The organism is Candidatus Pelagibacter sp. HIMB1321 (assembly GCF_900177485.1).
Taxonomy (GTDB): domain Bacteria; phylum Pseudomonadota; class Alphaproteobacteria; order Pelagibacterales; family Pelagibacteraceae; genus Pelagibacter.
The window spans coordinates 386,030-412,713 of sequence record NZ_LT840186.1; the positions used below are offsets into that span (position 1 = coordinate 386,030).

The window sequence follows — 26,684 nt, forward strand, 5'->3', positions numbered from 1 at the left end:
TAAAATAATGTCATCTAAAAAAGCAATGAAACAAGCACAGAAACAAGCTTTTGCAAAACATAGAAGCAATATTGTTAACTCAAGATTTAACTCAAAAAATAAAAGTTTAATAAATAAAAAGAATAAGAAAAACTAACTTTCTTTTTTAAATCTCTCAATTTTTTTACAAGTGGACAGTAAATCAATACCTTCCTCATTATTAATTACTGTTTTAATCTTTATTTCTGGATTATTTTCTTCAAAAACTAATTGAGTGTAAAACTGTGGATATCCCAGTTTTTCAGTTAAAATTTTGTTTCCATCTTTATAGATCAATCTTTCTATCTTGTTTTTTTTTTTAACTGTTAGATCTGTAATTCTATATTGTTTGAATGTTTTATCATTAAATACATAATTTCTTATCATTAGCGATTGTTCAAGATCTAAAATATATTCATTTTTTAAAAAACCATCTTTATTGTTTTCACATGAGCTAAGAATAATTTTTTCTGCTAAAGAATTTGATATTGATAAGATAAAAAAAACTAAAGTGATAAAGCTAGTTTTTTTCATTTTTTTCAGTAATGAAAAGACCTATTAATAATAGTGTCGTCCAACCAATTCCTAGAAGAGCTTTAGGACTCGTTTCTGCACTCCATAAATCAAGAACAACTGCACCAAAGATTAATCCTAGGATATAAATAATTATTAAAATTGTTGATTTACTCATTTTTTATTCAATTCTTTTTTATACAAAGATATCCCATTTTCAATTTTATAAGTGTATGATTCTTCAAAACTTTCAAGTTGCCAACCATTTAATCGACTTTTAATTTCTTTTATATTTTCTTTTTTCCATTCATCAGATGTATCTTCAAGCTTCCAAATTTTTTTTTCTTCATTATTTCTTCCACATCCGTAACAATAACCTGTTTTAGGATCTGTTTTACAAATGCTTATGCATGGTGAAATAATCATAACTAAATTGTTTATTTATAAAGTATTTTATCAAAATTACATAATATTTGTCATTGGACAAATATATTCAATAATATATAAAACCAATAAATTTTGTGGGGCGATGGCGGAATTGGTAGACGCGTTGGTCTTAGGAACCAATATGGCAACATGTGAAGGTTCGAGTCCTTTTCGCCCTACCACTTATAATTATGAAAGTTACTGTAGAAAATAAAAAAGGTCTTAACAAAGATGTAAAAGTTTTCATCGATAAGGAAACTATGTCTTCTTATATGGATGAAAAGTATGAAGAAATCAAAAGTACAGTGAATTTAAAAGGTTTTAGACCAGGAAAAGTTCCTAAAGAAATTTTAAAAAGACAATTTGGTAAAGCTGTATTTAGCGAAGTTTTAGATAAAGTACTAAAAGATACATCAACCAAAGCCTTAGAAGAAAACAAAATTAAACCTGCCGGTCAACCAAAGCTAGATTTAAAAACTTATGGTGAAGATAAAGAACTTGAATACATCTTATCAGTTACAGAATTACCTAAAATAGATATTAAAGCAATTACAGATATAAAATTTGATCAATACACAGTAAAAATTGATGCTTCAGAAGCAGACAAAAGAATTAAAGAGATTGCTAAAAATCAACCAAACTTTAAAGAGGCAAAAGCTGACACAAAAGCAAAAGAAGGAGACCTGGTTGTTTTAGATTACAATGCAACAGTGGATGGGAATTCATTTAAAGGAAGTGAAGGTAAAAACACTCAATTAACACTTGGAAAAGATTTGTTTTTGAAAGGTTTTGATAAACAATTAATTGGAGTTAAGAAAAATGAGACAAAAATTGTTGAAGCAACTTTACCTGAAAATTTTCCAGAGAAAGAACTTGTAAATAAAAAAGCTAAATTTGAATGTAAAATTACTTCTGTAAAAAATCCTGAAGACGTAAAAATTGATGATGAATTTGCAAAAAACTTAGGTGCTAAAGATTTAGAAGATTTAAAGAAATTAGTTTCTAATCAAATTAATGATGAATACAAAAATTCATTAGATAGATTGTCAAAAAATCAGATACTAAAAGAATTAGAAAAATTTAAGGTTGATGAAATACCTGAAAACTTAATTGATGAAGAGGTTAAAATTTTGTCACAAGGTATGAGTGAAGACGATGCTAAAAAAAGTAGAAAAAATTTTGAGGAGGTGGCAAAAAAAAGAATTAAAACTGGTTTAATTTTAAATGAATTTGGTGAACAAAATCAAATTAAAGTAAACGAACAAGAATTACAGGCTGAGATACAAAAACAATTAAGAATGATGCCTGGTCAAGAAAAAATGGTTATGGATTTCTATCAAAAAAATCCTTCTGCAGTAGCTAGTCTTAGAGGAACAGTTTATGAAGAAAAAATTATAAGCTTAATCAAAGATAAGGCCAAAGCAAATAAAAAAGAAATTTCAAAAGATGAAGCTGAAAAAATTTTAAAGGCATCACAAAATCAGACAGATGATACTGAGATAAAAAGTAAGGAAGCAAAATCTGAAACAACTAAATCATCCTCAAAATCATCAAAAGCAAAAACTTCAGCTAAAAAAACTTCAGAGAAATCATCAAAAGCAAAAACTTCTTCAAAAAAAGTTAGTAAAAAGTAATCTGAAGTTGTATAAACAACTCGAATCATTTTTATGAGCAAAATTTCTGAACATATGAGCAATCTTGTACCAATGGTTGTTGAACAATCTAGCAAAGGTGAAAGAGCTTATGATATTTACTCTAGACTTCTTAAAGAGAGAATTATTTTCCTAACAGGTCAAATCAATGATAATGTTGCATCTTTAGTTACTGCTCAACTTTTATTTCTAGAAGCCGAAGATCCAAAAAAAGAAATTTATTTATATATTAATAGCCCCGGAGGATTAGTGACAGCTGGGCTTGGGATCTATGATACAATGCAATACATTAAACCAGAAATTAGTACATTATGTATAGGACAAGCAGCATCGATGGGCTCCTTTCTTCTTGCAGCAGGCGCAAAGGGTAAAAGATTTTCATTACCAAATTCTAGAATTATGGTCCATCAGCCTTCAGCTGGGTTCCAAGGCCAAGCAACAGATATAGAAATCCATGCAAATGAAGTTCTTTCATTAAAAAAAAGATTAAATGAAATCTATTCTAAACATACTAGTAAAAGTGTAGATGAAATAAAAAATGCTCTAGAAAGAGATAACTTTATGACATCTGAAACGGCAAAATCCTTTGGTTTGATAGACGAAGTTGTAGAAAAAAGATCCTAATACACAATATATTGAAGTCAGTTAATTTGAAACTTGATATCAATGAGTCTCTTATAATAAAGTAATGAAATTGATTCGTTTTAAAGTTTATGAACACAAATAATAAAAATATTTTGTATTGCTCATTTTGTGGCAAAAGTCAGCATGAAGTTAGAAAACTTATAGCTGGACCAACTGTATTTATTTGTGATGAATGTGTTGAACTTTGTATGGATATTATTAAGGAGGAAAATAAAGATACATTTGTAAAACACCAAGATGGACTTCCTTCACCAAAAGAAATTTGTACTGTTTTAGATGATTATGTAATTGGCCAAGCGCACGCTAAAAAAGTTTTATCAGTAGCAGTTCATAACCATTACAAAAGATTAAATTATGAAAGTAAAACAAGTAAAAATGTAGAACTTGCTAAATCAAATATTCTTTTAGTTGGTCCTACAGGTTGTGGAAAAACTTTATTAGCACAAACACTTGCTAGAATTTTGGATGTTCCTTTTACAATGGCTGATGCGACTACTTTAACAGAAGCTGGTTATGTAGGTGAAGATGTTGAGAATATAATTTTAAAATTACTTCAGGCAGCTGATTATAATGTAGAGAAAGCCCAAAGAGGAATAGTTTATATAGATGAGGTTGATAAAATTAGCAGAAAATCAGAGAATCCATCTATTACTAGAGATGTTTCTGGTGAAGGTGTTCAACAAGCTTTATTAAAGATAATGGAAGGAACAGTTGCCAGCGTTCCTCCTCAAGGTGGAAGAAAACATCCTCAACAAGAATTTTTACAGGTTGATACAACAAATATTTTATTCATTTGTGGTGGTGCTTTTGCTGGTTTAGATAAAATTATTTCTCAAAGAGACAAAGGAACATCTATAGGATTTGGAGCTGATGTTAAAAACACACAAGATAAAAAAACTGGTGAATGGATGAAAAGTCTAGAGCCCGAAGATATGTTAAAATATGGATTGATACCTGAATTTATAGGAAGACTGCCAATGATTGCAACTTTGGAAGATCTAGATGAAAAATCTCTAATCAAAATTTTACAAGAGCCTAAAAATTCTTTAACAAAACAATATCAAGAATTATTCAAACTTGATGGTGCTAAGTTAACATTTAAAGAAAATGCACTGAAGGAAATTGCTCAAAAAGCAATTAGTAAAAAAACTGGTGCTAGAGGTTTGAGGTCAATCTTAGAAAATATTTTATTAAAAACTATGTTTGATTTACCTAGTCAAGATAACATTGAAGAGGTAATTGTTGATGCGTCAGCTGTAAAAGGTCATACTCAGCCAATTTTAGTCCATTCAAAAGGTGAGACTAAAACTAAAAATAATAAAACATCAGCGGCTTAATAACTCTAATAACTTCCAAAAAGCTATTGCAAATTCTAATTTAATATCCATATTTGATGTATGGATGTTAAAATTTCATTACCATTATTACCTTTGAGAGACATAGTTGTCTTTCCAAGTATGGTAATACCTTTGTTTGTTGGGAGAGATAAATCTATCTCTGCTTTAAATGAGGTAATGAAAAAAGATAAGAAAATCATCTTAGTAACTCAAAAAAATTCTGAAATAGACGATCCAAAAAAGACAGATGTCTTTATGTATGGATGTGAAGGAAGTATCTTACAACTTTTAAAACTACCTGATGGAACAGTTAAAGTTTTGGTTGAGGGTGTAAAAAGAGTTAAAATATTAGATTTCAAAGATAATGAAAAATTTATCACATGTGAATACACCCCATACAATGATGTTGTTGTTAAAGATGAAGACCTTTATCCGTTAGCAGCTACAGCTATCAGAAGATTAGAAAAACTTACTTCAATAAATAAGAAAGTTTCAACTGAAACAATTAATACAATAAAACAGCTCAAAGATCCTTCTCAGATAGCTGATAATATAGCGTCTCACCTAACAGCAACCATTTCTGAAAAACAACAAATATTTGAAACTGTTGATGTAAAAAAGAGATTGAATTCCATAATTAAGATTATGGAAAATGAAACCAGTATCATTGGTGTTGAAAAAAGAATTCGAGGTCGAGTTAAAACTCAAATGGAAAAAACTCAAAGAGAATATTATTTAAATGAACAGCTTAAAGCTATTCAAAAAGAGCTTGGTGAAATTGAAGATGGCAAAGATGAGAATACAAGTTTAAACAAATCAATTCTAAAAGCTAAGATGCCTAAAGATGTAGAAAAAAAATGTCTTCAGGAATTAAAGAAATTAAAAAATATGAGTCCAATGTCTGCTGAGGCTACTGTTGTAAGAAATTACCTTGATTGGATGATAGAACTACCTTGGCATAAAAAAAGTGAGGTAGCTATTGATTTAGCTAAAGCTTTAGATGTTCTCGATAAAGATCACTATGGATTAGAAAAAATTAAAGAGAGAATTATTGAATTTTTGGCAGTTCAAAAAAGAATGGAAAAAATTAAAGGCCCAATATTATGTTTAGTTGGTCCTCCTGGCGTAGGAAAAACTTCTTTAGGAAAATCTATTGCAAAAGCAACAAACAGAGAATTTGTGAGAATGTCTGTTGGTGGAATGAGAGATGAAGCTGAGATACGTGGTCATAGAAGAACTTACATTGGCTCCCTTCCAGGTAAAATTATCCAAATGATGAAAAAAGCAGGCACAAAAAATCCTTTAATTTTACTAGATGAGATTGATAAAATTGGAAATGATTACCGAGGAGATCCTTCATCAGCTTTATTAGAAGCTCTGGATCCAGAGCAAAACACTACTTTTAATGATCACTATTTAGAAGTTGATTATGATTTATCAGATGTAATGTTCGTAACAACAGCAAACACTCTAAATATACTTCCTCCATTACTAGATAGAATGGAAGTTATAAGATTAGCTGGTTACACTGAAGATGAGAAAATTAGTATTGCCAATAAATATTTGTTGCCAAAACAAATAAAAGATAATGGTGTTAAAGAAAATGAGATGAAACTTGAAGATAACGTTATCCAAGAAGTAATCAGAAGTTACACCAAAGAATCTGGTGTTAGAAATTTAGAAAGAGAAATTTCAAAACTTGCAAGAAAAGTTGTTAAAAAGGTTGTAGCTGGTGAAAAAGACAAGGTTGAAATAAATAAAGATAATCTTTCAGATTTTTTAGGTGTTGCCAAATATAAATTTGGTGAATTAGAGCCTAAAGATAAAGTTGGAATTGTAACAGGTTTAGCTTGGACTGAATATGGTGGTGAGATTTTAAAAATTGAAACTGTAACAATGCCTGGTAAAGGCAGAATGCAAATAACAGGTAAATTAGGTGATGTAATGCAAGAGTCTGTCAAAGCTGCAAAATCATTTGTTAGATCTAAATGTTTAGAATACGGAATTATTCCGCCTTTGTTTGAGAAAAAAGATTTTCATATTCACGTTCCTGAAGGGGCCACTCCTAAAGATGGACCATCAGCTGGTATAGGTATGGTCACATCAATAGTTTCATCATTAACAAATATTCCAATTAGACGAGACATTGCAATGACAGGTGAAGTTACAATCACTGGTCAGGTACTCCCAATTGGTGGCCTTAAAGAAAAATTATTAGCAGCTCATAGAGCAGGTATTAAAGAGGCAATTATTCCGAAAGAAAATGAAAAAGATTTAATTGATATGCCAAAAAAAATTATTGATGAAATAAAAATAACTCCAGTAGAATTTGCCGATCAAGTTCTAAAGATCGCTCTAACCAAAGAGCTAAAAAGAACTGAGTGGGTTGAGGTAGATTTAAGTAAAAAAGACGATAAATCTCAAGCTAGTATTCAATAATAAATAATTTACTTTGTAGTCTCGTTGATGTAATAGTACCGATATTTTGGGGCGGTTAGCTCAGTTGGTAGAGCATCTCGTTTACACCGTAACGGTCTTTGGTTTATTTCCCCTGCTGTACCTACCTTTTAGAAAATACAACTAAGCTTTTGCACACTGTGTGCACACTTCGTCACAAAAACGAAAGGATAAAGCTATGAGTACAGTAAGAAAGTCAGGGAAGAATTGGAATGCAATTGTAAGAATTCAAGGACACCCATACATATCAAAAACATTTACATCTAAGACAGATGCAAATCGTTGGGCGATTGTGACAGAGACAAAGCTAAGACGCGAAGATGCAGGAATATTGAAAGTAAATTTTCCTAAATTTGAAGATGTTGCAAGAAGATATATTGAGGAAATTTCTGTCACCAAAAAGTGCTACAAAGACGAAAGATCTAAGATATTGCAATTCATCAAAGAGCCTTTTGGATCTTACCCAATAAATAGAATAATGGCTCATCACATCAATAAATGGAAAGAGGAGAAGCTTAAAACACTCGCAGGTGTATTAGTTAATCTACCAACTTGAGTAAGGATTAAATATTTTGTAAACTTGGATTATGGCAATGTCTAAATGTAGAGAATGTAGTAAAGCAGTTTCAACACTTGCTAAAACTTGTCCACATTGTGGAGTTCCTAAACCAGTTAAAAAAATTGCAAAAAAATTAAAAAAGAAAAAAAAGAGTAGAGTTAATATTCAAAATGACATTACCTACTGTTCAAACTGCGGGACGGAATTGCCATCTGGACCCCCATGCAGTAATCCAAACTGTAGTTTGTCAAAAAAACCAAAAATTAAAAATAATAAAAAATCTGTAGTAAAAAAATCAACAACAAACAATATAGTTCCAGATGTAAGCAATTACGTAAACAATAACGAGAAAATATGGGTCCATTGCAGAAATTATAAATGTAGAGATTATACTCAGATGTATCAAATCTATGAAGATTACTTGAATTTAGATAAATGTAGTTTTTGTCAATCAAAGTTTATAGAAGCTAAGTTAGCTAATGGAAAACCTGTAATGCCATCTGACGGCATTTATGACAAACTAAAAGATAAAAATTCTGAGTTTGGGACAACAAAATCTGCAACGACCTCAAAAAATACATCAGCAGAGAAAGGTGTATATGATAGATTTGTAGATGGAAATTTAGATCTTGCAACTGCTTTTTGGTTGTTTGGTATTGTTGGGTCATTTATAGGAAGTTTGATTTTAACATTACTCGCAGAGTCAGTTAGCAAAATATTTTATATAGCTTTTGTTGGTCTTAATGTTTTCATAATTGCTTCATTGTGGGAATGTGCTGAAAATTATAAAAAAGAAAAATTACAAAAAAAACAAAGTCCAGTCTGGGGTTATTTAACTCAAGTATTTTGTGTTGTTGGTGCATTAGGTCTTATATCAACGATTGTAGATATATTTAAAACTTTATAAATATAAATGAAAAAAATAATATTAATTTTTGTATTAACTATTTTTACAGGAAATGCTTTAGCGTTAAGTGTAAATAGGAAAAATATAGAATACGATACTTGTTATACAGCTTCAGTAAATGATGGAGCTTCTAAGAAATTTGCAAACGCTTACTGTAGTTGTTTTGTAAAAAATATTGATAGTAAATACACTGATAAACAATTAGATGCTTTAGTGGATAGAGGAATGGATTATATGATTAATCAAATTAGACCAATGGCAAAAAAGTGTTATGATAAAGTTTCTTAATAATAAATATGAGCAAAAAAGAACCAAAAAAAGTTGAATATAATCCTGACGGAACCGTAAAAGAAAAATGGTGGATACAGGGTATAGGTGTCGTGGTTGTCTTTGGTCTAATTTATTTATTTTGGTCTACCGTATTCTCAGTAGGTGGCAAAGGTATCGAAGCAGTAAAAAGTAAATTAAATAGTAATAGTTCCAAAAAAGAGATTTGTATAAATCAAACACGTAATATTAAAAATGAATTCACTGCTAAGAAACTTTACAAACAATGTATGAAAAGATAGTTATATAATATGGGTGCAATTAGAGATTTTGTGGCAGATATCCTTGGGGTTTCTCCAGATGCTGCAACGTTTGTAATTGGTGTTCCATTGTTGATACTTGCAATAGTTCTCTTTAAAAAATAAAAGATTTTGAAAAAACACAGCTACACGGAGAGAGCAATCAAAAAGTCTTCCTAAACCTCAGGTACCCCTAAAATTAGACGTAAAGTTTCCTCAAATAGAAAAGGAAGTGTTATATCTGCTTGATGAAGATAAGACGTTAGAAAGATTAGAGGAGGCAAGGAATAAACCTAGCCCAGAATTCTTTAGAGGATTAGGAATATTTCTACCTAAAAAAATCTAATATACGTTTATATTTAATAGCAATTAGACTCTCTGTTCAGGATTTGGTAATTTTAAATTGTGAAACAAATAAGCTTAATTTTTATTATAAGTTTTTTTCTAAGCATTAATGTTTTGGCTAATGAAGAGAGTTATTCTTGCATTTATCATGATTCTATAGTTATGGAGAATGATAAAATCGTCGATAAAGTAGAAGCAAAAGATATTGAAATTATAATTAATTTAGATGAAAGAAAGTTTATTAAAGCTTTTGGTTATAATGACCTAGCAAAAGTTGATTATGATTCATTTAACAGTTCATTAGAATGGTTACACGATCTATCCTCTGGAGAAAAAATAATATTTGCTGCTGGGAAATTCACACCTGGAATAAAGTATTCAACATATACATTTAGGACAGGATATGAAACATACCCCAAAAATTTTAAAACAATTGTTTGGCATTGTTTAAAAACATAACAATAAATGAACAAGTTTGAGACATAAATTTTGTCTAAGTCAAAGTATGAAAAAATGGTTTCTATATCCTATTTCTATTTTATTCATTTTTATAATAGCAATAATCTCACTAATTGATGAAGATAAAGCATGGGTTAATTGCTCAAATGAAGATGATCTTTATCGTTATGTTACAGATGGTTGGAAAGTGCAGAAAGTATTAAAAGATGGAGATCAGAATATAGGAATGGATGGAACAAAATATATTTATAGAAATGAATACCCTCAGATTTGGCTCTATAAAGATAATAAGATTAAAGCATTAAACTTTGGGTCTAGATGTTATTTTCTAGAAGGATCAGAATTAAATTTTACTAAAGGCAAAATTTACAAGAGCTAGTTTCATTTATCTAAATAGACTCAACGTTCAGGATTTGGTAATCTTGTATTGTGAAAAAATTAATTAAAATAGTGTTACTGATATTGTTTATACAACCTACAGCCTTTAGTATGGATAGAGATAAACTTAATAAATTAAAATCAAAAGCCAAAACAAATGTTGCATCTTGGGCTATAGAGGATTATTGCGCAGGAGAGGAAGCAATGTTTCAAATATCATATGGTTGGGCTTGCAAATGTGCAATTAAAGCAGGCAAAGCAAATAATAGATCTGCAGCTAACGATATTTTAGATGATTGTGGACTTTAATATTTGATGAAAAAAATTGTATCAATCGTGGTTCTTAGTTTGTTGTTAAGTGGAAATGTTTTAGCAAATTGTAGAGACAATGTTGAAATGAATTGGACTATTAAAGACAATAGTTACGTCAGATTCACATTTTTAAACAATAGTGATAACAAAATTAATGTCTATGAATATGGTATTTTAACTTCAGATAATAAATTAATTAAAAAAAATAAAAAATCCGATACAGAAACAATAGGTGGTATGCCGGTATTAAATGGAGCCATTCTTGGAAATTTTGGAAGAGAAGTATTAGATATGAATGTTGTTAATATAAATACAAATGTAATTAAGTATGCTTACTACCAGTGTAAATTTATAGATTAAAATGAGATCAATAAATATTCTTGTAATTAGTCTATTTTTTATCTCTAATTCAATATCTGCAACTCCATCATTTGAGGATTTTAAAATTAATACTAAAAATAAGATACATTCTAACCGTAATGTTAGTTATTTTATCAACCAGGGTTATAGTATTGTCCTTCAAGAAACCAGAGGAACAACCACAGTTTATGTTTTAAAAAAACGTGAAGATTATGTAGGTTGTCGATCAATAGGTCTTTCCAAAGATCAAACTTGTTACATAATTGAGCTAATAAGAAATTAGACTCAAAGTTAAGGATTTGGTAATCTTGGATTATGGCAAATAAAAAAACTGAGATTAGTTATAGCAAAGGCTTTAAACGTATTTATTTTGTTATAGCAGGAATATGGATTGCATTAATGTCTTTATCTGCGTTTGGAGATTTTAGTTTCTGTGTAATTCATGGTGATAAAATATATATAACTGGTTCTACAAACGCTAATAGTATTGAATGTGTGAATTATAACACTACGAGTTTGATTGTAGAATGGTTATTGATGTGTGGTCTTGTGGTTCCAGTATATTACTTCATTGTTTGGATTATTTCTGGATTTAAAAAAAACAAATAATGAAAAAACTTCTATCGATCCTGGTTCTTAGTTTGTTGTTTGGGGGTAGTGCTCACAGTTTCATGACTTATGGTGAGTTTAAAGAATTAATATTATCAGATGAAACAAGTGCTAAATGGTATTTGAGAGGAATTATAAACGGGAACCTATCTCATTCTAGATATATGAATATTGATAAACCAGAAAATGAACAGCTCTATTGTCCTCCAGATGATATTAAATTTAGTATGGAACATGCAGTTGAGATGATTCAAACTGAAGTTAATAGAATTAAAACTGAGTTTGATGAAGATGTTAACAATACTTTAGTACCATTATTATATATTTGGGGAATGCAAGATACATATCCATGTGAGAATTAAATGAGAATATTTATATCTTTATTTTTATTAATTTTTCTATTTGGGGGAACTGGAAATGCAAAATCTATAAATTTAATTTGTGTTATGAAATCAAGTAAGATGAATGTTAATGGTAATATTCAATATGATGATGTAAGCAAAGTTCAAGATCAGGTATTGATTATTGATTTAGCTAAAAAAACACTTTTAGATTACGGAATAGCTCCAGGTGTTCCTAAAATAGAATATAAGAATATAGACATTAATGACAAGACAATTGAATGGGGAGATTATTCTGAAAATTTTGCATTAAACAAAAATACTATCAATAGAATTAGTGGCCAATTAATATCAACTAGTTCATATGATAAAGATAGTAATTTTTATAAGACTTTAGGTATTTCTTATATTCAAATGGTCTCTGATTGCAGAATGAAAGAAAAAAAATTCTAAATGAAAAAACTTTTATTAAGTCTTGTTTTCAGTTTTATGATGATCACAAACCTACATTCAGAAATTATTAAATTAACTTGTACTGATAAAACAGAAAGAGATTTAACAGTTCAAATCTCTAAAATTTTGCCTATGGCACAAATCCAAGGCCAAATAGTTGAATTGATAGCATCTGATGACCAATATACTTTAAAACATTTTTCAAATGAAAATGGAGTTAGAAATCATATATTTTTTCAAATTAATAGATCTACAGGAAGATTTTCAGGTATTTGGCATATAGCAGATATTGAAGGTTACTATGATGGTTTTTGCAGATTGAAAAAAGAAAATAAATTTTGATACTTGAAGTATTAATTTCTATTAAATACACAGCTACACAGCAAACACGGCTAATTTCACTTCCGTCAAAAAATAATATGCAATTAGAAAAAATAAAAAAGTTTTCTACACTTTGCAATTTAGCTGTGTCATCCATGTATGCGTGTATTGAAACTTAGCTTTTTTTAACTTGAAAAAGTTTTGGAGACGTCCGGGAGGCAGTCAAAAGTTACTTTTTGTTACTGCAAATTATTCCCTGCAGATCCCCCAATTGTTACCCTATGTAACCTACCAATGTAGGCTAATGTATACCGGTAATCCCTGATGCTTGATGAATAGTTCCTGTTGCGTGGTAAGTGTTTTTTGCAAAATGCATCATGAAACTTAACCTGCATACCCAGAAAAATGAGAAGGGGTACCTTTGATAAAATACGAGGGAGTTTTCACTACAACAATAATTTTTTTCAAAGTAACAGATGTTTAGAATTCAGAGTAGTTTTTAGAGTAATTCAGGCTAAGTTTTAGACTAACTTGTTATCAGATAACCAATACCCACACCAATAAGTATCATCAATATAGTAATAGGCAGATTTGTATAAAAGAATTCTTTCATATTAGTCTTACTGCTAAATATCTTTTTAATATCTAGGAATATGACTGCAGGTATACCAACAACTATAGCTATAATTATTATAAAACCTAAAATTGTCCCTAACGTATTGAATACAAAATCTAATAAATAAACAACCGGAGTAAATAAGACTCCAATAAATTCTATCATACGGCTTTAACCATTTTAGCATTAGCATGATAACAGCTCTTACATATACTGCCGGTGTTATGCTCAAATTCTGAGAATACTATTGTGAAGTCTCTTTTTGCAATTTCAGTCCGGTCATTGTTGCAGAAAATACATCTATCATATTCAATATTTTCAAATACAGATCTGTGATTTTCTTTTCCTGTTCCTCGATACCATGCCATTGAAATATTATAGCATTTGCTGAGTCGTTCGTGGCAAAATTTTTAAAAAATTTTTAGCTTGGGACTCCTATGGTGTGAATAAGTTTTTAACGTCTCTAAGAGTCTCTAACTTAGATTATAGGGTAAATACTAGGTACCATATTTTAAAAAAGGGGTGGTGGGGTCAATTAAACTTTCGGATTTTGAGATCTGTCTGGTACCTCTATAATAGACTCAATTCTTGCACACTTGCACATCAAGATTCTTGAATTGTTCTCGTATTTAGTAGATAATAATTAATTGACGAATGTAGCTTATTATTTATAAAGCACGGTAGTTTTGGTGGATTAAATTCAAAAGGGCGGTTAGCTCAGTTGGTAGAGCATCTCGTTTACACCGAGGGGGTCAAAGGTTCGAGTCCTTTACTGCCCACCAAAATAATTTAAGTGGGGGTGTAGCTCAGTTGGTTAGAGCGATCGCCTGTCACGCGATAGGTCGAGGGTTCGAGTCCCTTCACTCCCGCCACTTTCATAATATAATTTTTCCTTTAAAATAGAGCATTATAAGTTGTGTATATTTATCATAATGTGACCTAACTACACTTCATCACTCATTAAAAACTGATATATAACTCATAATGTTTCCTGAATTTTTAAAAGAATATTTACCAATTATACTTTTCTTAATAATTGCCCTAGGTTTAAGCTGTGCTTTTGTTGTTATAAATTTTATTCTTTCACCAAAAAACCCAGATCCAGAAAAATTATCAGCATATGAATGTGGTTTTGAACCTTTTGAAGATTCAAGAATGGAGTTTGATGTGAGATTTTATCTTGTAGCAATTCTTTTTATTATATTTGATTTAGAAATTGCATTTCTTTTTCCATGGGCGATTTCACTTGGTAACATTGGTTTATTAGGTTTTGTATCAATGATGATTTTTTTATTCATACTTACAATTGGTTTCATTTATGAATGGAAAAAAGGTGCTTTAGATTGGGAATAAATTAATCTTATGAATAATAAATTAGAACAAGTCCCTGATGAATTTAAACAATTAGCCGAAGATTTCAGTAAAAATGGTTTTATTACAACCTCACTTGATAATTTAATTAATTGGTCAAGATCTGGTTCATTGCACTGGATGACTTTTGGTTTGGCTTGTTGTGCAGTTGAAATGATGCAAACAGCAATGCCAAGATATGATTTAGAAAGATTTGGTGCTGCCCCACGTGGATCGCCAAGACAATCTGATGTGATGATAGTTGCTGGAACACTTACAAATAAAATGGCTCCAGCTTTAAGGAAAGTTTATGACCAAATGCCAGAACCAAGATATGTAATTTCAATGGGAAGTTGCGCAAATGGAGGAGGCTATTATCATTATTCTTACTCTGTTGTAAGAGGATGTGATCGAATTGTACCTGTAGATGTATATGTTCCAGGATGCCCCCCATCAGCCGAAGCATTGCTTTATGGGATACTTCAATTACAAAAAAAAATTAGAAACAAAGGTTCTTTCAATAGATAATTAAATGAACACACTAATTGAACTAGAAAAAAAAATTAACTCAGAATTAAATACAAAAATTGATAATTCTAAGATTTTACACAACCAACTTTATTTGGAAATTGACAAAGAAGATTTAATTGATGTCATTCTTTTTCTAAAAACCAATAAAGATACAAAATTTAAACAACTAATTGATATTACTGCAGTTGATTATCCGGAAGAAACACAAAGATTTAAAATTGTTTACTTGTTATTAAGTCATGAGTTTAATCAAAGAATAGTTTTAAGTTATAGTATCAATGAAAATGAAGTCATAAGTTCATTAACAAATATTTTTCCAGCAGCAAATTGGATGGAGAGAGAAGTTTTTGATATGTATGGAATAAATTTCAAAGATCATCCAGATTTAAGAAGAATTTTAACTGATTATGGGTTTGAAGGTCATCCATTAAGAAAAGACTTTCCTTTAACAGGTCACACTGAGGTTAGATATAGCGAGGAACAAAAAAAAGTAATTAACGAACCAGTTAAATTAGAACAGAATTATAGAAATTTTGATTACGAGAGTCCTTGGGAGGGAACAAAATATATTAAAGAACAAACGGATAGTAATGACAAAAAAAATTAAAAATTTAAATCTAAACTTTGGTCCACAACATCCAGCTGCGCATGGTGTTTTAAGATTAATTTTGGAATTAGATGGCGAAGTTGTTGAAAAAGCAGATCCACATATTGGTTTACTTCATAGAGGGACTGAAAAACTTATAGAAAATAAAACATATATGCAGGCAGTACCTTATTTTGATAGGTTAGATTATGTAGCTCCAATGAATCAAGAACACGCTTTTGCATTAGCTATTGAAAAAATTTTAAACATAGAGGTACCTATTAGAGCTCAATATATAAGAGTAATTTTTTGTGAGATTGGGAGAATATTAAGCCACATATTAAATGTCACTACACAAGCTCTAGATGTTGGTGCACTTACGCCATCTTTGTGGGGATTTGAAGAGCGTGAAACATTAATGACATTTTATGAGAGAGCCTCTGGTTCAAGGCTACATGCAAATTATTTTAGAGCAGGTGGAGTTCATCAAGATCTTCCATCTGGTTTAGAGGAAGATATTTTTAAATTCTGTGAAACATTTCCTAAAATAATTAATGATTTAGAAAATCTTCTTACAGATAATAGAATTTTTAAACAAAGAAATGTAGATATAGGTGTTGTAACAAAAGAAGACGCACTAGACTATTCTTTCACTGGAGTAATGATTAGAGGTTCAGGTGTCCCATGGGATCTAAGAAAATCTCAACCATATGATTGTTATGAACAATTGGATTTTAAAATCCCTGTTGGAAAAAATGGTGATTGTTATGACCGATATTTATGCAGGATTGAAGAAATGAAAGAAAGTGTTTCTATTATCAAGCAATGTCTTCAAAAAATGGAAAAAGGTCCAATCAAATCTTTAGATGGCAAGATAAGTCCTCCACCTAAAAAAGAATTAAAACAATCTATGGAAGCTCTAATTCATCATTTTAAATTATTTACTGAAGGGTACAGAGTTCCAAAAGATGAAATTTACACAGCTGTTGAAGCACCAAAAGGTGAGTTTGGAGTTTATTTAATTTCAGATGGAACAAGCAAACCCTACAAATGTAAAATTAGAGCACCTGGTTTCTCTCATTTACAATCAATGGATTATTTAATTAAAGGTCATATGTTAGCTGATGTACCTGCAGTTTTAGGTTCTCTAGATATAGTTTTTGGAGAGGTTGACAGATGACACTAAGAAAAATCTCAAAAGAACAGCCAGAAAATTTTGAATTCACTAAAGAAAATTTAGATGAGGCAAATAAAATTATTCAAAAGTATCCAGACGGTAAACAACAAAGCGCTGTTATGTCTTTATTATATTTAGCACAAAAACAAAATGATAATTGGATCCCTTTATCAGCCATGAAGCATATAGGTAAAATTTTGAACATGCCTTATGTAAAAGTTTATGAAGTAGCCACGTTTTATACAATGTACAATTTAACCCCTGTTGGTAAAAATTTCGTGCAAGTATGTACTACTACACCTTGCATGATCAGGGGTGCTTACAAATTAGTTGAAGCTTGTAAGGAAAAGATTTCAGAAAATGAAAATGAATTTATTAAAGAGAAAAATTGTTCTTGGATGGAAGTTGAATGTTTAGGTGCATGTATCAATGCTCCAATGATGCAAATTAATGACGATTATTATGAAGATCTTGATAAAGAAAAAGCTTTAAAGATATTAGAACAACTTACTTCTGGAAATAAACCTGAGCCAGGCTCTTATAGGGGAAGATTAAATTCAGAGCCCGAAAATAATCGAAAAACACTTTTGGATGTAAAAAATGCTTAACGATAAAGATAGAATATTTAAAAATTTATATAATGATTTAGGTGCTGACTTAGAGTCTGCAAGAAAAAGAGGAGATTGGTCTAATACTAAAGAACTTTGTAACAAGGGTAGAGATTGGATAATAAATGAAATTAAACTATCAGAATTAAGAGGTAGAGGTGGTGCTGGTTTTCCAACTGGACTTAAGTGGTCTTTTGCACCAAAAGAAGTTGGTTCAAGACCACATTATTTAGTTATTAATGCTGATGAGTCTGAACCTGGAACTTGTAAAGATAGAGATATTTTAAGATTTGAACCTCATAAATTAATAGAGGGTTGTTTAATAGCATCGTATGCTGTTAACGCACATGTTTGTTATGTTTATATTCGTGGAGAATATTATAATGAAGGTCAAAAACTTCAAAAAGCTATAGATGAAGCGTATAAAAATAATGTAATTGGAAAAAATGCCTCTGGTACAGGCTGGGATTTCGATATCTTTATTCACTATGGTGCAGGGGCATATATTTGCGGTGAAGAAACAGCTTTACTTGAGAGCTTAGAAGGTAAAAAAGGTCAGCCTAGGTTAAAACCTCCATTTCCAGCACTAATAGGATTATATGGTTGCCCTACGATTATTAATAATGTTGAAACTATCGCTGTTGTTCCAACGATTTTAAGAAGAGGTGGAGATTGGTTTTCTAAATTAGGAAAACCAAAAAACACTGGTACCAAAATTTTTTGTATTTCAGGAAACGTAAATAATCCATGCAATGTAGAAGAAGAAATGGGTGTACCATTGAAAGATTTAATAGAAAATCATGCTGGTGGTGTCATAGGTGGCTGGGATAATTTACAGGCTGTAATACCAGGTGGATCTTCAATGCCTTTATTGCCAAAAAAAACTTGTGATACAATTACGATGGATTTCGATTCATTAACGGCAGAAAAAAGTGGCTTAGGAACAGCTGGTATTGTTGTCATTAATAAAGATCAAGACATAATTAAATGCATGGCAAGAATTGCTAGATTTTATAAACATGAAAGCTGTGGTCAATGTACTCCTTGTAGAGAGGGTTCTGGATGGATGTGGAGAATGTTAGAAAGAATGGCTCAAGGTGAAGCTTCGAGAGATGAAGTTGATATGTTAATGGATGTAACAAAACAAGTTGAGGGACATACAATTTGTGCCTTTGGAGAAGGCTCTTCTTGGCCAGTACAAGGTTTATTAAGACATTTTTCTGATGAAATAAAAAAAAGAAACAAGTTTGATCCAATTATTAAAAAAGAGAAAAATATTCCTTATTTAGTTGATCAACATTTATTGGATAAAAATGCTTAAATTAAAAGTAAATGAAATTGAGGTGGAAGTAGAAGAGGGTCTTACCGTCTTACAAGCCTGTGAAAAAGCAGGAGTTGAGATACCAAGATTCTGTTATCACGAAAAATTATCAATAGCTGGTAATTGTAGAATGTGTTTAGTTGAAATGGAAAAATCCCCAAAACCTATTGCATCTTGCGCTATGCCAGCAGCTGACGGCATGGTTATAAAAACTAACACTCCTAAAATTGAAAAATCAAGAAAGGGAGTAATGGAATTTTTGTTAGCTAATCATCCTCTAGATTGTCCTGTCTGTGACCAAGGTGGTGAATGTGATCTTCAAGATCAATCTATGTATTATGGAATTGATAAATCCAGATTTAAAGAGAATAAAAGATCCGTGCCTGATAAAAATATGGGGCCATTAATCAAAACTCAAATGACAAGATGCATCCATTGCACTAGATGTATTCGATTTGCAACTGAAATAGCTGGGGCACCAGAACTCGGGGCAATTGGTAGAGGTGAGGATATGCAAATAACCACTTATTTAGAGCAATCAATTCAATCAGAGTTATCTGGAAATGTTATAGATCTTTGTCCGGTTGGTGCACTAACTTCTAAACCGTATGTTTTTGAAGCTAGACCGTGGGAACTTAAAAAAACAGAATCTATTGATGTAATGGATGCTGTTGGATCAAATATAAGAGTTGATACATACGGGTGGGAAGTAAAGAGAGTATTACCATTAATAAACGAGGACATTAATGAAGAATGGATTTCAGATAAAACTAGATATGCGTGTGATGGACTTTCAAATCAAAGATTAGACACACCGTTTATTAAATACAATGGAAAATTTGAAAAGGCTTCTTGGGAAGAGGTTTTTAAAATTATAAAATCAAAAATATTAGATACACATAAAGAAAAAATTGCAGGATTTGTTGGTGATTTAACAAATATGGAAACTGGCTATATTTTTAAAGAATTTTTTGACAGAACTTTAGATAATAATAATTATGATTGTAGACCAACTAAAAATTATACAGATCTAAGTGAAAGATCTAATTATTTATTTAATTCAAAGATTAATGGCATAGAAGAATCTGATTTAATTTTTTTAATTGGAGCCAATCCAAGATTTGAGGCAACAATTTTAAATGCTAGAATTAGAAAATCATTTATAAATAATTCAACAAAAATTTTATCACTTTCTGATGTAGGTGATTTAACATATCCATATCAATCTCTTGATGGACAAACGAAAACATTGATTAATATTTGTGAAGGTAAAAACGATTTCACTAAGGAAATTATAAACGCTCAAAAACCTTTGTTTATTCTAGGAGAATCATTCTTTAAATTAGAATCTGCAGATTATTTATTTAATCTAATAAAGGATTTACTTAACAAAAATAACAAAATTAATAATGAATGGAACTCATTAAATAAGCTTACGAATGACGCCTCAACAGTTGGAAGTTTAGACTTAAAAATTATAAATGAAAATGGAAATATTTTTGATGATTTAAAATCTAATAAATTTGAAATTATTTATTTATTAGGACAAGATAATTTAAATTTTGATAAAAAAGATGAATTTATAATTTATCAAGGTAGTCATGGCGATAAAGGCGCAGAAATAGCTGATATCATTTTACCTGGTGCAGCTTACACAGAACAGAATGGATACTTTACAAACTTAGAAGGCAAGGTGCAAAAAGCTTTTAAAGCTTCTTACCCTCCAGGTGACGCAAAAGAAGATTGGCAAATCATCAATGATTTAGCTGAATTTATGAATAATAGAAAATTATTTAATGATAAAGATGAACTGGAAAGCAGCATGTTTAATTTTATAAACTTACAAAAAGATAACAAAACTTTAGTTAATCAAAGAAAAATTTCTAGTAAATCTCCAAGTAATGAAAATTTAATTGTATCTTACAAAGACTATTATTTTTCAAATGTTGTAGCAAGATCATCTAAGACCATGCTTGATTGTTACAATTCAAAATTAGAAACCCAAAAAACAGGCACAGACGGCTAAAAATGGATTACTTAAACATTATCTTTCAAGAAGTATACAAAATCTTATTTTTACTTGTACCAGTCCTTGTTTCTGTTGCTATGATTGTATGGTTAGATAGAAGGGTTTGGGCCTTTGTTCAGAAACGACAAGGTCCAAATGTTGTTGGTCCTTTTGGTCTATTACAATCTTTAGCGGATGCCTTAAAGTATATATTTAAAGAAATAATCATCCCTGCAAGTTCTAATAAAGTTATTTTTATATTAGCTCCGATTGTTACAATGACTTTAGCATTAATTGCTTGGGCTGTGATCCCTTTTAGTGAAACACAAGTTCTTGCAAATATTAATGTCGGTATATTGTATTTATTTGCAGTTTCTTCTTTAGGTGTTTATGGAATTATAATGGGTGGTTGGGCATCTAATTCTAAATATCCATTTTTAGGAGCCATCAGATCAGCTGCACAAATGGTATCATACGAGGTTTCAATTGGTATAATTATAATAAATGTTCTTTTGTGTGTTGGGTCTTTAAATCTTAATGACATAGTTATAGCACAACAAAATATGTGGTTTGTCATTCCTCTTTTTCCAATGTTTGTAATATTTTTTATATCTGCATTAGCTGAAACTAATAGACCTCCATTTGATTTACCTGAAGCTGAAGCTGAATTAGTCGCTGGTTATCAGACTGAATATTCAGGCATGATGTATGCAATGTTTTGGTTAGGTGAATATGCAAATATTCTTTTGATGTGTGCAATGGGTTCAATTCTATTTCTAGGTGGCTGGTTATCTCCAATAGATTTATATCCATTTAATTTAATACCTGGAGCTTTCTGGTTAATTTTTAAAATTATATTTTTATTCATATTGTTTGCTTTGGTGAAAGCAATTGTCCCAAGATATAGATATGACCAATTAATGAGACTTGGATGGAAAATTTTTTTACCTTTGTCTTTAACTTGGGTTGTCTTAACAGCAAGTTTTTTATTTTATTTTAATCTATTACCAATCAATTAAATGAAACTATCAAGATTCCTTAAAACAATATTTATGATGGATTTTCTAAGTGGTCTAATGATTGCTATCAAAGAGGTTTTTAAATCAAAAAAAACAATTAATTACCCATTTGAAAAAGGAAAAATTAGCCCAAGATTTAGAGGAGAACATGCTTTAAGAAGATATCCTAATGGTGAGGAAAGATGTATAGCATGTAAGTTATGTGAAGCTGTATGTCCCGCTCAAGCAATTACCATTGAATCATCAGAACGTGCAGATGGTAGTAGAAAAACTACTCGTTATGATATTGATATGATGAAATGTATTTATTGTGGCTTGTGTGAAGAAGCTTGTCCTGTAGATGCTATTGTTCAAGGTCCTAATTTTGAATTTTCAACAGAAACACGTGAAGAACTTTATTACACCAAAGAAAAATTATTAGATAATGGAGATAGATGGGAAAACATTTTGGCTGCTAACATAAAAGCTGATAACCCACATAGATAAGAAATATGGCTCACGCAATTTTTTTTTATATTTTTTCTTCAATAGCAATTATTTCAGCAATAATGGTGACTGTTTCTAGAAATACTGTGCATTCAGTATTTTTTTTAATATTAGATTTTATAAGCATTTCCTGTCTTTTTATTATGATTGGTGCTGAATTTTTAGGAATGATTATGCTGATTGTTTATGTAGGTGCTGTTGCTGTTTTATTTTTATTTGTAGTCATGATGCTGAATGTTGCACAACAAAAAAATCAGTGGTTTTTGTCTGCCGAAAGCTCAGGCCACATACCTATCGGATTAATTATTAGTACAATTATATTTTTTGAATTGATAATTGTTATTAGTGGATGGCAATATAAACCTGAGTTATTTGATAGTGCAAAAATATCTGCAACAGAAACTATCAGTAATACACATTCTTTAGGTCAAATTCTTTATACTGATTACATACATGTGTTCCAAATAAGTGGAATGATTTTATTAGTTGCAATGATTGGTGCTATTGTTCTTACATTTCGTCAACGTGAAGGTGTTAAAAAACAAAATTATATCAAACAAATTTCAAGAGAAAGATCTGAAGGTGTACAAGTTTTAGACGTTCAGTCAAATAAAGGAGTTCGTGTAGATGATTGATATTGGTTTAGGACATTATTTAACTCTTGGTGCAATAATATTTACCATCGGTGTAGTTGGGATTTTTTTAAATAGAAAAAATATAATAGTGGTGCTTATGAGTATTGAATTAATCTTATTAGCAGTAAATATTAACCTCGTATCATTTTCAATCTATTTAGATAATCTTGCAGGACAAGTATTTACGCTATTTATTTTGACTGTTGCTGCGGCTGAAGCTGCAATCGGTTTAGCAATTATTGTAGTTTACTATAGAAATGCTGGAACTATTCGAGTTGAAGAAATCGATAAATTAAAAGGTTAAAATGGAATTATCAATTATTAGTTTACCTTTAGTTGCTTCAATAATTTCAGGCTTTTTTGGAAAGTATATTGGAGATAGAAACTCAGAAATTGTTACAAGTTTACTAGTTTCAATGTCAGCAATTTTGTCAATTGTAGTTTTTTACAATGTTATTTTTAATCAATATGAAGACAATATTATAATTGCGACTTGGATTAATTCTGGAACCTTAGATGTAAACTGGTCGATGAAAATTGACTCTTTATCCGCTGTAATGCTAGTGGTTGTAACTACAGTTTCTGCCTTAGTGCATGTTTATTCAATCGGATATATGTCTCATGATCCTCATAAACCAAGATTTATGGCTTATTTATCTTTATTCACATTCGCAATGCTTATGCTTGTAACTTCGGATAATTTTATTCAACTATTTTTTGGATGGGAAGGTGTTGGATTATGTTCTTATTTTTTAATTGGTTTTTGGTTTAAAAAAGAAACTGCAAATGCTGCTGCAATAAAAGCATTTGTTGTAAACCGAGTAGGGGATTTTGGATTTGCCTTAGGAATATTTCTAATTTTTTATTTATTTGGAACAGTAAATTATGATGAAGTTTTTCAGCAAATTCCAACAATTGTTGATAAAAAATTAAATTTTTTAGGGTTTGAAGTAAATTCAATTGATTTGATATGTTTGTTATTGTTTGTCGGAGCTATGGGAAAATCGGCTCAGATTTTACTTCATACCTGGTTGCCCGACGCTATGGAAGGACCTACACCCGTATCAGCTCTAATCCACGCTGCTACAATGGTCACAGCTGGAGTATTTTTAGTAGTAAGATGTTCTCCCATTTATGAATTCTCTGAACTAGCTTTAAATCTCATCACTATTGTTGGCATGACTACTGCAATATTTGCTGCATCAGTAGCCTTGGTTCAAACAGATATAAAAAAAATTATCGCGTATTCAACATGCAGTCAACTTGGTTACATGTTTTTTGCTGCAGGAGTAGGGGCGTACAATATTGCAGTGTTTCATTTATTTACTCACGCTTTTTTTAAAGCACTCCTTTTTTTAGGATCAGGTTCTGTGATACATGCTTTCAAAGATGAGCAAAATATAAACTCTATGGGAGGAGTTTGGAAAAAACTTCCTTACACATATGTTTTAATGATTATAGGAACATTAGCTCTCACAGGATTTCCATTATTATCTGGATTTTATTCTAAAGATGCAATTATTGAATTTGCATACTTAAGAGATAATACGGCAGGGTATTATGCTGCTGGTATAGGAATTTTTACAGCGTTTTTAACTTCTATTTATTCATGGAGATTAATATTTAAAACTTTCCACGGCACATATAATAATAAAGACATCAAGATAGAGGAAACGCATGAATCACCACTAGTAATGCTGTTACCCCTCATTATTTTATCAATTGGTGCAGTTTTGGCAGGCTATACTTTTAAAGGACTATTTTTAGATGCAGTTTTTTGGGGAGATGCAATTTTTTTCTTAGAACCTTTAAGTAAAGAACATCCTCCTACGTGGTTTTTGTTATTAACACCAACTTTGGTATGTTTGTCCATACCAATTTCTTATTATTTATTTGTAAAAAATAAAGATTTACCAAATTCAATAGTTAAGATTAATAAACCACTATATAACTTTTTAGTTAACAAATGGTACTTTGATGAATTGTATGAAACTTTATTCATCAAAACTTCGAAAAATATTGGATTATTTCTCTGGAAGTTTTTCGATATAAGAATAATTGATGGTTTTGGTCCAGATGGAATATCATCCCTGATTAAAAAATTTTCAATGAAAGCTAATAAATTTCAAAGCGGGTATGTATATCAATATGCTTTTATAATGTTACTTGGCTTTTCTGCATTACTAACTTTTTTAATTATTAAATAATGAATTTTCCAATTATATCAGCATTAATACTCTTACCAACAATTGGTTCTTTATTTTTAATATTTTCAAAATCTAATGATCAAAATAACTCTACAATTAAATATGTTGCACTATTTACATCTATTGTAAATTTCTTGCTATCAATTTACCTTTGGTATTTATTTGACCCAACAACTTCAGCATTCCAATTTGTAGAAGATAGAGAATGGTTAATTGGTATTGTAAACTATAAAGTGGGTGTGGACGGAATATCAATTCTATTTGTGGTGCTAACAGCTTTCATAACGCCACTATGCATAATTTCAGTAAATAATAGTGTCAAAAAAAGATTAAGAGATTTTCTTATTGCAATTTTAATAATGGAATCTTTTATGATTGGAGTTTTTTGTTCATTAGATTTAGTAATTTTTTATTTGTTTTTTGAAGCTGGATTAATCCCAATGTTTTTAATAATTGGTATATGGGGAGGTCCTAAAAGGGTTTATTCCGCATTTAAGTTTTTCTTATACACACTTCTAGGATCTGTATTGATGCTTGTTGCAATAATCTCAATTTACTGGATTGCAGGAACAACAGATGTTGAAAAACTTTATCAACTTGGAATTGACCCTAAATATCAAAATCTTTTGTGGTTAGCTTTTTTCAGTTCATTTGCAGTAAAAACCCCAATGTGGCCAGTACATACTTGGCTTCCTGATGCTCATGTTGAAGCACCAACAGCAGGTTCTGTTTTATTAGCTGCAATTTTATTAAAGATGGCTGGATATGGTTTTATTAGATTTTCACTTGGATTATTTCCAATTGCTTCAGATTTGTTTACCCCATTAATTTATGTATTAAGCCTTATTGCTATAATTTTCACTTCACTTATCGCTTTAATGCAAGAAGATATGAAAAAATTAATTGCATACTCTTCTGTTGCCCATATGGGTTTTGTAACACTTGGAATTTTTACAATTCAACAACAAGGTATTGAAGGTAGTATAATTCAGATGATAAGTCATGGTCTTGTATCTGCTGCCCTGTTTTTATGTGTTGGAGTAGTCTATGACCGAATGCATTCAAGGCTGATAAGTACATACGGTGGAATTGTTTCGATTGTTCCAAAATATTCAGTTTTATTTATGTTATTTACTTTAGCCGCTCTTGGATTGCCAGGTACAAGTGGTTTCATTGGAGAATTTTTAATTTTGATGGGTGCTTTTAAAGACAACTTTTTGGTTGCTTTTGTTGCTAGTTTAGGGGTGATTTTAGGTGCTGCCTATATGTTATGGTTATATAAAAGAGTTGTATTTGGAAAACTAGTAAATGATGATTTAAACAAATTATCAGATCTTGATAAATCGGAATATTTTATTTTGATTAGTTTAGCAATACCAACTTTATTTTTTGGTTTCTATCCCGAACCTTTGTTTAATACTATTGAAGTATCAATAAATGATCTTATAGAAATGTATAATTCAAATTTAATTAATAAATAAA

General features: G+C 30.4%; 35 protein-coding genes and 3 tRNA genes. 34 read left to right on the plus strand and 4 right to left on the minus strand.

What is annotated here, in order from left to right:
- Nucleotides 1–7 precede the first annotated feature (7 nt).
- Nucleotides 8–136, plus strand: coding sequence for a hypothetical protein (locus B9N70_RS07135; protein WP_255372280.1), 129 nt, complete (start codon nt 8–10; stop codon nt 134–136).
- On the opposite strand, the gene B9N70_RS02045 is transcribed toward B9N70_RS07135, so the two are convergent.
- Genes B9N70_RS02045 through B9N70_RS02050 form a run of 3 tightly spaced genes read right to left on the minus strand, consistent with a single transcriptional unit; the run spans nt 133 to nt 957 of the window.
- Nucleotides 133–552, minus strand: coding sequence for a hypothetical protein (locus B9N70_RS02045; RefSeq protein ID WP_172819944.1), 420 nt, complete (start codon nt 550–552; stop codon nt 133–135). The two genes, B9N70_RS07135 and B9N70_RS02045, sit on opposite strands and share 4 nt — an antisense overlap.
- On the minus strand, nt 539–709 hold the full coding sequence (locus B9N70_RS07100) for a hypothetical protein (RefSeq protein WP_172819945.1): 171 nt from the start codon (nt 707–709) through the stop codon (nt 539–541). Before B9N70_RS07100 ends, B9N70_RS02045 begins: the two co-directional genes overlap by 14 nt.
- On the minus strand, nt 706–957 hold the full coding sequence (locus B9N70_RS02050) for a DUF1289 domain-containing protein (protein ID WP_085114152.1): 252 nt from the start codon (nt 955–957) through the stop codon (nt 706–708). The genes B9N70_RS07100 and B9N70_RS02050 overlap by 4 nt, the downstream gene beginning before the upstream one ends.
- A gap of 97 nt (nt 958–1,054) precedes the next feature.
- On the opposite strand from B9N70_RS02050, the gene B9N70_RS02055 reads away from it, so the two are divergent.
- From B9N70_RS02055 to B9N70_RS02140, 18 genes are all read left to right on the plus strand, one after another.
- Nucleotides 1,055–1,139, plus strand: a tRNA-Leu gene (locus tag B9N70_RS02055).
- Nucleotides 1,140–1,148: 9 nt separating this feature from the next.
- Nucleotides 1,149–2,591, plus strand: coding sequence for a trigger factor (gene tig, locus B9N70_RS02060; protein WP_085114153.1), 1,443 nt, complete (start codon nt 1,149–1,151; stop codon nt 2,589–2,591).
- Between the two features lie 33 nt (nt 2,592–2,624).
- Nucleotides 2,625–3,233 carry an ATP-dependent Clp endopeptidase proteolytic subunit ClpP gene (gene clpP / locus B9N70_RS02065; protein ID WP_085114154.1) on the plus strand — a complete coding sequence of 203 codons (609 nt, stop codon included), beginning with the start codon at nt 2,625–2,627 and terminating at the stop codon, nt 3,231–3,233.
- Between the two features lie 89 nt (nt 3,234–3,322).
- A complete protein-coding gene (gene clpX / locus B9N70_RS02070) occupies nt 3,323–4,591 on the plus strand; it encodes an ATP-dependent Clp protease ATP-binding subunit ClpX (RefSeq protein ID WP_085114155.1) in 1,269 nt (422 codons plus the stop codon).
- A 60-nt stretch (nt 4,592–4,651) separates the two neighbouring features.
- The gene (lon, locus tag B9N70_RS02075) at nt 4,652–7,030 is read left to right on the plus strand and encodes an endopeptidase La (RefSeq protein WP_085114156.1); all 2,379 of its coding nucleotides are present in this window, start codon (nt 4,652–4,654) and stop codon (nt 7,028–7,030) included.
- A 196-nt stretch (nt 7,031–7,226) separates the two neighbouring features.
- Nucleotides 7,227–7,604: a hypothetical protein gene (locus tag B9N70_RS02080; RefSeq protein ID WP_157101738.1), complete on the plus strand. Its 378-nt coding sequence runs from the start codon at nt 7,227–7,229 to the stop codon at nt 7,602–7,604.
- Between the two features lie 31 nt (nt 7,605–7,635).
- Complete coding sequence (locus B9N70_RS07060) at nt 7,636–8,514, plus strand: sulfite exporter TauE/SafE family protein (RefSeq protein ID WP_157101739.1); 879 nt, start codon at nt 7,636–7,638, stop codon at nt 8,512–8,514.
- A gap of 6 nt (nt 8,515–8,520) precedes the next feature.
- Nucleotides 8,521–8,802, plus strand: coding sequence for a hypothetical protein (locus B9N70_RS02090; RefSeq protein WP_085114158.1), 282 nt, complete (start codon nt 8,521–8,523; stop codon nt 8,800–8,802).
- Between the two features lie 8 nt (nt 8,803–8,810).
- Nucleotides 8,811–9,083: a hypothetical protein gene (locus B9N70_RS02095; protein WP_085114159.1), complete on the plus strand. Its 273-nt coding sequence runs from the start codon at nt 8,811–8,813 to the stop codon at nt 9,081–9,083.
- A 504-nt stretch (nt 9,084–9,587) separates the two neighbouring features.
- Complete coding sequence (locus tag B9N70_RS02100) at nt 9,588–9,884, plus strand: hypothetical protein (RefSeq protein ID WP_157101740.1); 297 nt, start codon at nt 9,588–9,590, stop codon at nt 9,882–9,884.
- 46 nt (nt 9,885–9,930) lie between these two features.
- Entirely contained in the window at nt 9,931–10,263 is a 333-nt protein-coding gene (locus B9N70_RS02105) for a hypothetical protein (RefSeq protein ID WP_085114161.1), read from the plus strand.
- A 110-nt stretch (nt 10,264–10,373) separates the two neighbouring features.
- Nucleotides 10,374–10,571 carry a hypothetical protein gene (locus B9N70_RS02110; RefSeq protein ID WP_085114162.1) on the plus strand — a complete coding sequence of 66 codons (198 nt, stop codon included), beginning with the start codon at nt 10,374–10,376 and terminating at the stop codon, nt 10,569–10,571.
- Nucleotides 10,572–10,577: 6 nt separating this feature from the next.
- A complete protein-coding gene (locus B9N70_RS02115; protein ID WP_085114163.1) occupies nt 10,578–10,934 on the plus strand; it encodes a hypothetical protein in 357 nt (118 codons plus the stop codon).
- 1 nt (nt 10,935) lies between these two features.
- Nucleotides 10,936–11,217, plus strand: coding sequence for a hypothetical protein (locus B9N70_RS02120; RefSeq protein ID WP_085114164.1), 282 nt, complete (start codon nt 10,936–10,938; stop codon nt 11,215–11,217).
- Nucleotides 11,218–11,249: 32 nt separating this feature from the next.
- On the plus strand, nt 11,250–11,543 hold the full coding sequence (locus B9N70_RS02125; RefSeq protein ID WP_085114165.1) for a hypothetical protein: 294 nt from the start codon (nt 11,250–11,252) through the stop codon (nt 11,541–11,543).
- Entirely contained in the window at nt 11,543–11,905 is a 363-nt protein-coding gene (locus B9N70_RS02130; RefSeq protein ID WP_085114166.1) for a hypothetical protein, read from the plus strand. Before B9N70_RS02125 ends, B9N70_RS02130 begins: the two co-directional genes overlap by 1 nt.
- Nucleotides 11,906–12,337, plus strand: coding sequence for a hypothetical protein (locus tag B9N70_RS02135; RefSeq protein ID WP_085114167.1), 432 nt, complete (start codon nt 11,906–11,908; stop codon nt 12,335–12,337).
- Nucleotides 12,338–12,679, plus strand: coding sequence for a hypothetical protein (locus tag B9N70_RS02140; RefSeq protein WP_085114168.1), 342 nt, complete (start codon nt 12,338–12,340; stop codon nt 12,677–12,679). It abuts the gene before it with no gap.
- Nucleotides 12,680–13,435: 756 nt separating this feature from the next.
- Here the strand turns inward: B9N70_RS02140 and B9N70_RS02150 are convergent.
- Nucleotides 13,436–13,642 (minus strand): hypothetical protein, encoded by a 207-nt coding sequence (locus B9N70_RS02150; RefSeq protein WP_085114170.1) that lies wholly within the window; start codon nt 13,640–13,642, stop codon nt 13,436–13,438.
- A 338-nt stretch (nt 13,643–13,980) separates the two neighbouring features.
- Between B9N70_RS02150 and B9N70_RS02155 the strand changes: the two genes are divergently transcribed.
- From B9N70_RS02155 to B9N70_RS02225, 15 genes are all read left to right on the plus strand, one after another.
- A tRNA-Val gene (locus B9N70_RS02155) sits at nt 13,981–14,056 on the plus strand.
- Between the two features lie 13 nt (nt 14,057–14,069).
- Nucleotides 14,070–14,146: transfer RNA gene (locus tag B9N70_RS02160), tRNA-Asp, on the plus strand.
- Between the two features lie 112 nt (nt 14,147–14,258).
- Nucleotides 14,259–14,627: an NADH-quinone oxidoreductase subunit A gene (locus B9N70_RS02165; protein WP_085114171.1), complete on the plus strand. Its 369-nt coding sequence runs from the start codon at nt 14,259–14,261 to the stop codon at nt 14,625–14,627.
- A gap of 9 nt (nt 14,628–14,636) precedes the next feature.
- Nucleotides 14,637–15,152, plus strand: coding sequence for a NuoB/complex I 20 kDa subunit family protein (locus tag B9N70_RS02170; RefSeq protein WP_197684942.1), 516 nt, complete (start codon nt 14,637–14,639; stop codon nt 15,150–15,152).
- 4 nt (nt 15,153–15,156) lie between these two features.
- The gene (locus B9N70_RS02175; RefSeq protein ID WP_085114173.1) at nt 15,157–15,762 is read left to right on the plus strand and encodes an NADH-quinone oxidoreductase subunit C; all 606 of its coding nucleotides are present in this window, start codon (nt 15,157–15,159) and stop codon (nt 15,760–15,762) included.
- Nucleotides 15,746–16,921, plus strand: a complete 1,176-nt coding sequence (locus tag B9N70_RS02180; RefSeq protein ID WP_085114174.1) for an NADH-quinone oxidoreductase subunit D — start codon at nt 15,746–15,748, stop codon at nt 16,919–16,921. Before B9N70_RS02175 ends, B9N70_RS02180 begins: the two co-directional genes overlap by 17 nt.
- Nucleotides 16,918–17,526, plus strand: coding sequence for an NADH-quinone oxidoreductase subunit NuoE (gene nuoE / locus B9N70_RS02185; RefSeq protein ID WP_085114175.1), 609 nt, complete (start codon nt 16,918–16,920; stop codon nt 17,524–17,526). Before B9N70_RS02180 ends, nuoE begins: the two co-directional genes overlap by 4 nt.
- Nucleotides 17,519–18,847, plus strand: a complete 1,329-nt coding sequence (gene nuoF, locus B9N70_RS02190) for an NADH-quinone oxidoreductase subunit NuoF (protein WP_085114176.1) — start codon at nt 17,519–17,521, stop codon at nt 18,845–18,847. Before nuoE ends, nuoF begins: the two co-directional genes overlap by 8 nt.
- Entirely contained in the window at nt 18,840–20,873 is a 2,034-nt protein-coding gene (gene nuoG / locus B9N70_RS02195; RefSeq protein WP_085115114.1) for an NADH-quinone oxidoreductase subunit NuoG, read from the plus strand. Before nuoF ends, nuoG begins: the two co-directional genes overlap by 8 nt.
- Nucleotides 20,874–20,875: 2 nt before the next feature.
- Nucleotides 20,876–21,874 carry an NADH-quinone oxidoreductase subunit NuoH gene (gene nuoH / locus B9N70_RS02200; protein ID WP_085114177.1) on the plus strand — a complete coding sequence of 333 codons (999 nt, stop codon included), beginning with the start codon at nt 20,876–20,878 and terminating at the stop codon, nt 21,872–21,874.
- Complete coding sequence (gene nuoI, locus B9N70_RS02205) at nt 21,875–22,360, plus strand: NADH-quinone oxidoreductase subunit NuoI (RefSeq protein ID WP_085114178.1); 486 nt, start codon at nt 21,875–21,877, stop codon at nt 22,358–22,360.
- Between the two features lie 5 nt (nt 22,361–22,365).
- Nucleotides 22,366–22,995, plus strand: coding sequence for an NADH-quinone oxidoreductase subunit J (locus tag B9N70_RS02210; RefSeq protein ID WP_085114179.1), 630 nt, complete (start codon nt 22,366–22,368; stop codon nt 22,993–22,995).
- A complete protein-coding gene (nuoK, locus tag B9N70_RS02215; RefSeq protein WP_085114180.1) occupies nt 22,988–23,299 on the plus strand; it encodes an NADH-quinone oxidoreductase subunit NuoK in 312 nt (103 codons plus the stop codon). The genes B9N70_RS02210 and nuoK overlap by 8 nt, the downstream gene beginning before the upstream one ends.
- Nucleotide 23,300: 1 nt before the next feature.
- Nucleotides 23,301–25,202, plus strand: a complete 1,902-nt coding sequence (gene nuoL / locus B9N70_RS02220) for an NADH-quinone oxidoreductase subunit L (protein WP_085114181.1) — start codon at nt 23,301–23,303, stop codon at nt 25,200–25,202.
- Nucleotides 25,202–26,683 (plus strand): NADH-quinone oxidoreductase subunit M, encoded by a 1,482-nt coding sequence (locus B9N70_RS02225; RefSeq protein ID WP_085114182.1) that lies wholly within the window; start codon nt 25,202–25,204, stop codon nt 26,681–26,683. Before nuoL ends, B9N70_RS02225 begins: the two co-directional genes overlap by 1 nt.
- Nucleotide 26,684: the final 1 nt, after the last annotated feature.

Bases quoted from the DNA above. Each gene is read 5' to 3' on its own strand.
- B9N70_RS02180 (WP_085114174.1), top strand. From the start codon at position 15,746: ATGACAAAAAAAATTAAAAATTTAAATCTAAACTTTGGTCCACAACAT.
- B9N70_RS02120 (WP_085114164.1), top strand. From the start codon at position 10,936: ATGAGATCAATAAATATTCTTGTAATTAGTCTATTTTTTATCTCTAAT.
- nuoH (WP_085114177.1), top strand. From the start codon at position 20,876: ATGGATTACTTAAACATTATCTTTCAAGAAGTATACAAAATCTTATTT.
- B9N70_RS02140 (WP_085114168.1), top strand. From the start codon at position 12,338: ATGAAAAAACTTTTATTAAGTCTTGTTTTCAGTTTTATGATGATCACA.
- tig (WP_085114153.1), top strand. From the start codon at position 1,149: ATGAAAGTTACTGTAGAAAATAAAAAAGGTCTTAACAAAGATGTAAAA.
- B9N70_RS02135 (WP_085114167.1), top strand. From the start codon at position 11,906: ATGAGAATATTTATATCTTTATTTTTATTAATTTTTCTATTTGGGGGA.
- B9N70_RS07060 (WP_157101739.1), top strand. From the start codon at position 7,636: ATGGCAATGTCTAAATGTAGAGAATGTAGTAAAGCAGTTTCAACACTT.
- nuoL (WP_085114181.1), top strand. From the start codon at position 23,301: ATGGAATTATCAATTATTAGTTTACCTTTAGTTGCTTCAATAATTTCA.
- nuoE (WP_085114175.1), top strand. From the start codon at position 16,918: ATGACACTAAGAAAAATCTCAAAAGAACAGCCAGAAAATTTTGAATTC.
- B9N70_RS02090 (WP_085114158.1), top strand. From the start codon at position 8,521: ATGAAAAAAATAATATTAATTTTTGTATTAACTATTTTTACAGGAAAT.
- nuoI (WP_085114178.1), top strand. From the start codon at position 21,875: ATGAAACTATCAAGATTCCTTAAAACAATATTTATGATGGATTTTCTA.
- B9N70_RS02175 (WP_085114173.1), top strand. From the start codon at position 15,157: ATGAACACACTAATTGAACTAGAAAAAAAAATTAACTCAGAATTAAAT.
- B9N70_RS02050 (WP_085114152.1), bottom strand. From the start codon at position 957: ATGATTATTTCACCATGCATAAGCATTTGTAAAACAGATCCTAAAACA.
- clpX (WP_085114155.1), top strand. From the start codon at position 3,323: ATGAACACAAATAATAAAAATATTTTGTATTGCTCATTTTGTGGCAAA.
- B9N70_RS02100 (WP_157101740.1), top strand. From the start codon at position 9,588: ATGGAGAATGATAAAATCGTCGATAAAGTAGAAGCAAAAGATATTGAA.
- B9N70_RS02095 (WP_085114159.1), top strand. From the start codon at position 8,811: ATGAGCAAAAAAGAACCAAAAAAAGTTGAATATAATCCTGACGGAACC.
- B9N70_RS07135 (WP_255372280.1), top strand. From the start codon at position 8: ATGTCATCTAAAAAAGCAATGAAACAAGCACAGAAACAAGCTTTTGCA.
- nuoF (WP_085114176.1), top strand. From the start codon at position 17,519: ATGCTTAACGATAAAGATAGAATATTTAAAAATTTATATAATGATTTA.
- B9N70_RS02225 (WP_085114182.1), top strand. From the start codon at position 25,202: ATGAATTTTCCAATTATATCAGCATTAATACTCTTACCAACAATTGGT.
- lon (WP_085114156.1), top strand. From the start codon at position 4,652: ATGGATGTTAAAATTTCATTACCATTATTACCTTTGAGAGACATAGTT.
- B9N70_RS02045 (WP_172819944.1), bottom strand. From the start codon at position 552: ATGAAAAAAACTAGCTTTATCACTTTAGTTTTTTTTATCTTATCAATA.
- B9N70_RS02115 (WP_085114163.1), top strand. From the start codon at position 10,578: ATGAAAAAAATTGTATCAATCGTGGTTCTTAGTTTGTTGTTAAGTGGA.
- B9N70_RS02130 (WP_085114166.1), top strand. From the start codon at position 11,543: ATGAAAAAACTTCTATCGATCCTGGTTCTTAGTTTGTTGTTTGGGGGT.
- B9N70_RS02170 (WP_197684942.1), top strand. From the start codon at position 14,637: ATGAATAATAAATTAGAACAAGTCCCTGATGAATTTAAACAATTAGCC.
- B9N70_RS02080 (WP_157101738.1), top strand. From the start codon at position 7,227: ATGAGTACAGTAAGAAAGTCAGGGAAGAATTGGAATGCAATTGTAAGA.
- B9N70_RS02105 (WP_085114161.1), top strand. From the start codon at position 9,931: ATGAAAAAATGGTTTCTATATCCTATTTCTATTTTATTCATTTTTATA.
- B9N70_RS02110 (WP_085114162.1), top strand. From the start codon at position 10,374: ATGGATAGAGATAAACTTAATAAATTAAAATCAAAAGCCAAAACAAAT.
- B9N70_RS07100 (WP_172819945.1), bottom strand. From the start codon at position 709: ATGAGTAAATCAACAATTTTAATAATTATTTATATCCTAGGATTAATC.
- B9N70_RS02210 (WP_085114179.1), top strand. From the start codon at position 22,366: ATGGCTCACGCAATTTTTTTTTATATTTTTTCTTCAATAGCAATTATT.
- clpP (WP_085114154.1), top strand. From the start codon at position 2,625: ATGAGCAAAATTTCTGAACATATGAGCAATCTTGTACCAATGGTTGTT.
- nuoG (WP_085115114.1), top strand. From the start codon at position 18,840: ATGCTTAAATTAAAAGTAAATGAAATTGAGGTGGAAGTAGAAGAGGGT.
- B9N70_RS02165 (WP_085114171.1), top strand. From the start codon at position 14,259: ATGTTTCCTGAATTTTTAAAAGAATATTTACCAATTATACTTTTCTTA.
- nuoK (WP_085114180.1), top strand. From the start codon at position 22,988: ATGATTGATATTGGTTTAGGACATTATTTAACTCTTGGTGCAATAATA.
- B9N70_RS02125 (WP_085114165.1), top strand. From the start codon at position 11,250: ATGGCAAATAAAAAAACTGAGATTAGTTATAGCAAAGGCTTTAAACGT.
- B9N70_RS02150 (WP_085114170.1), bottom strand. From the start codon at position 13,642: ATGGCATGGTATCGAGGAACAGGAAAAGAAAATCACAGATCTGTATTT.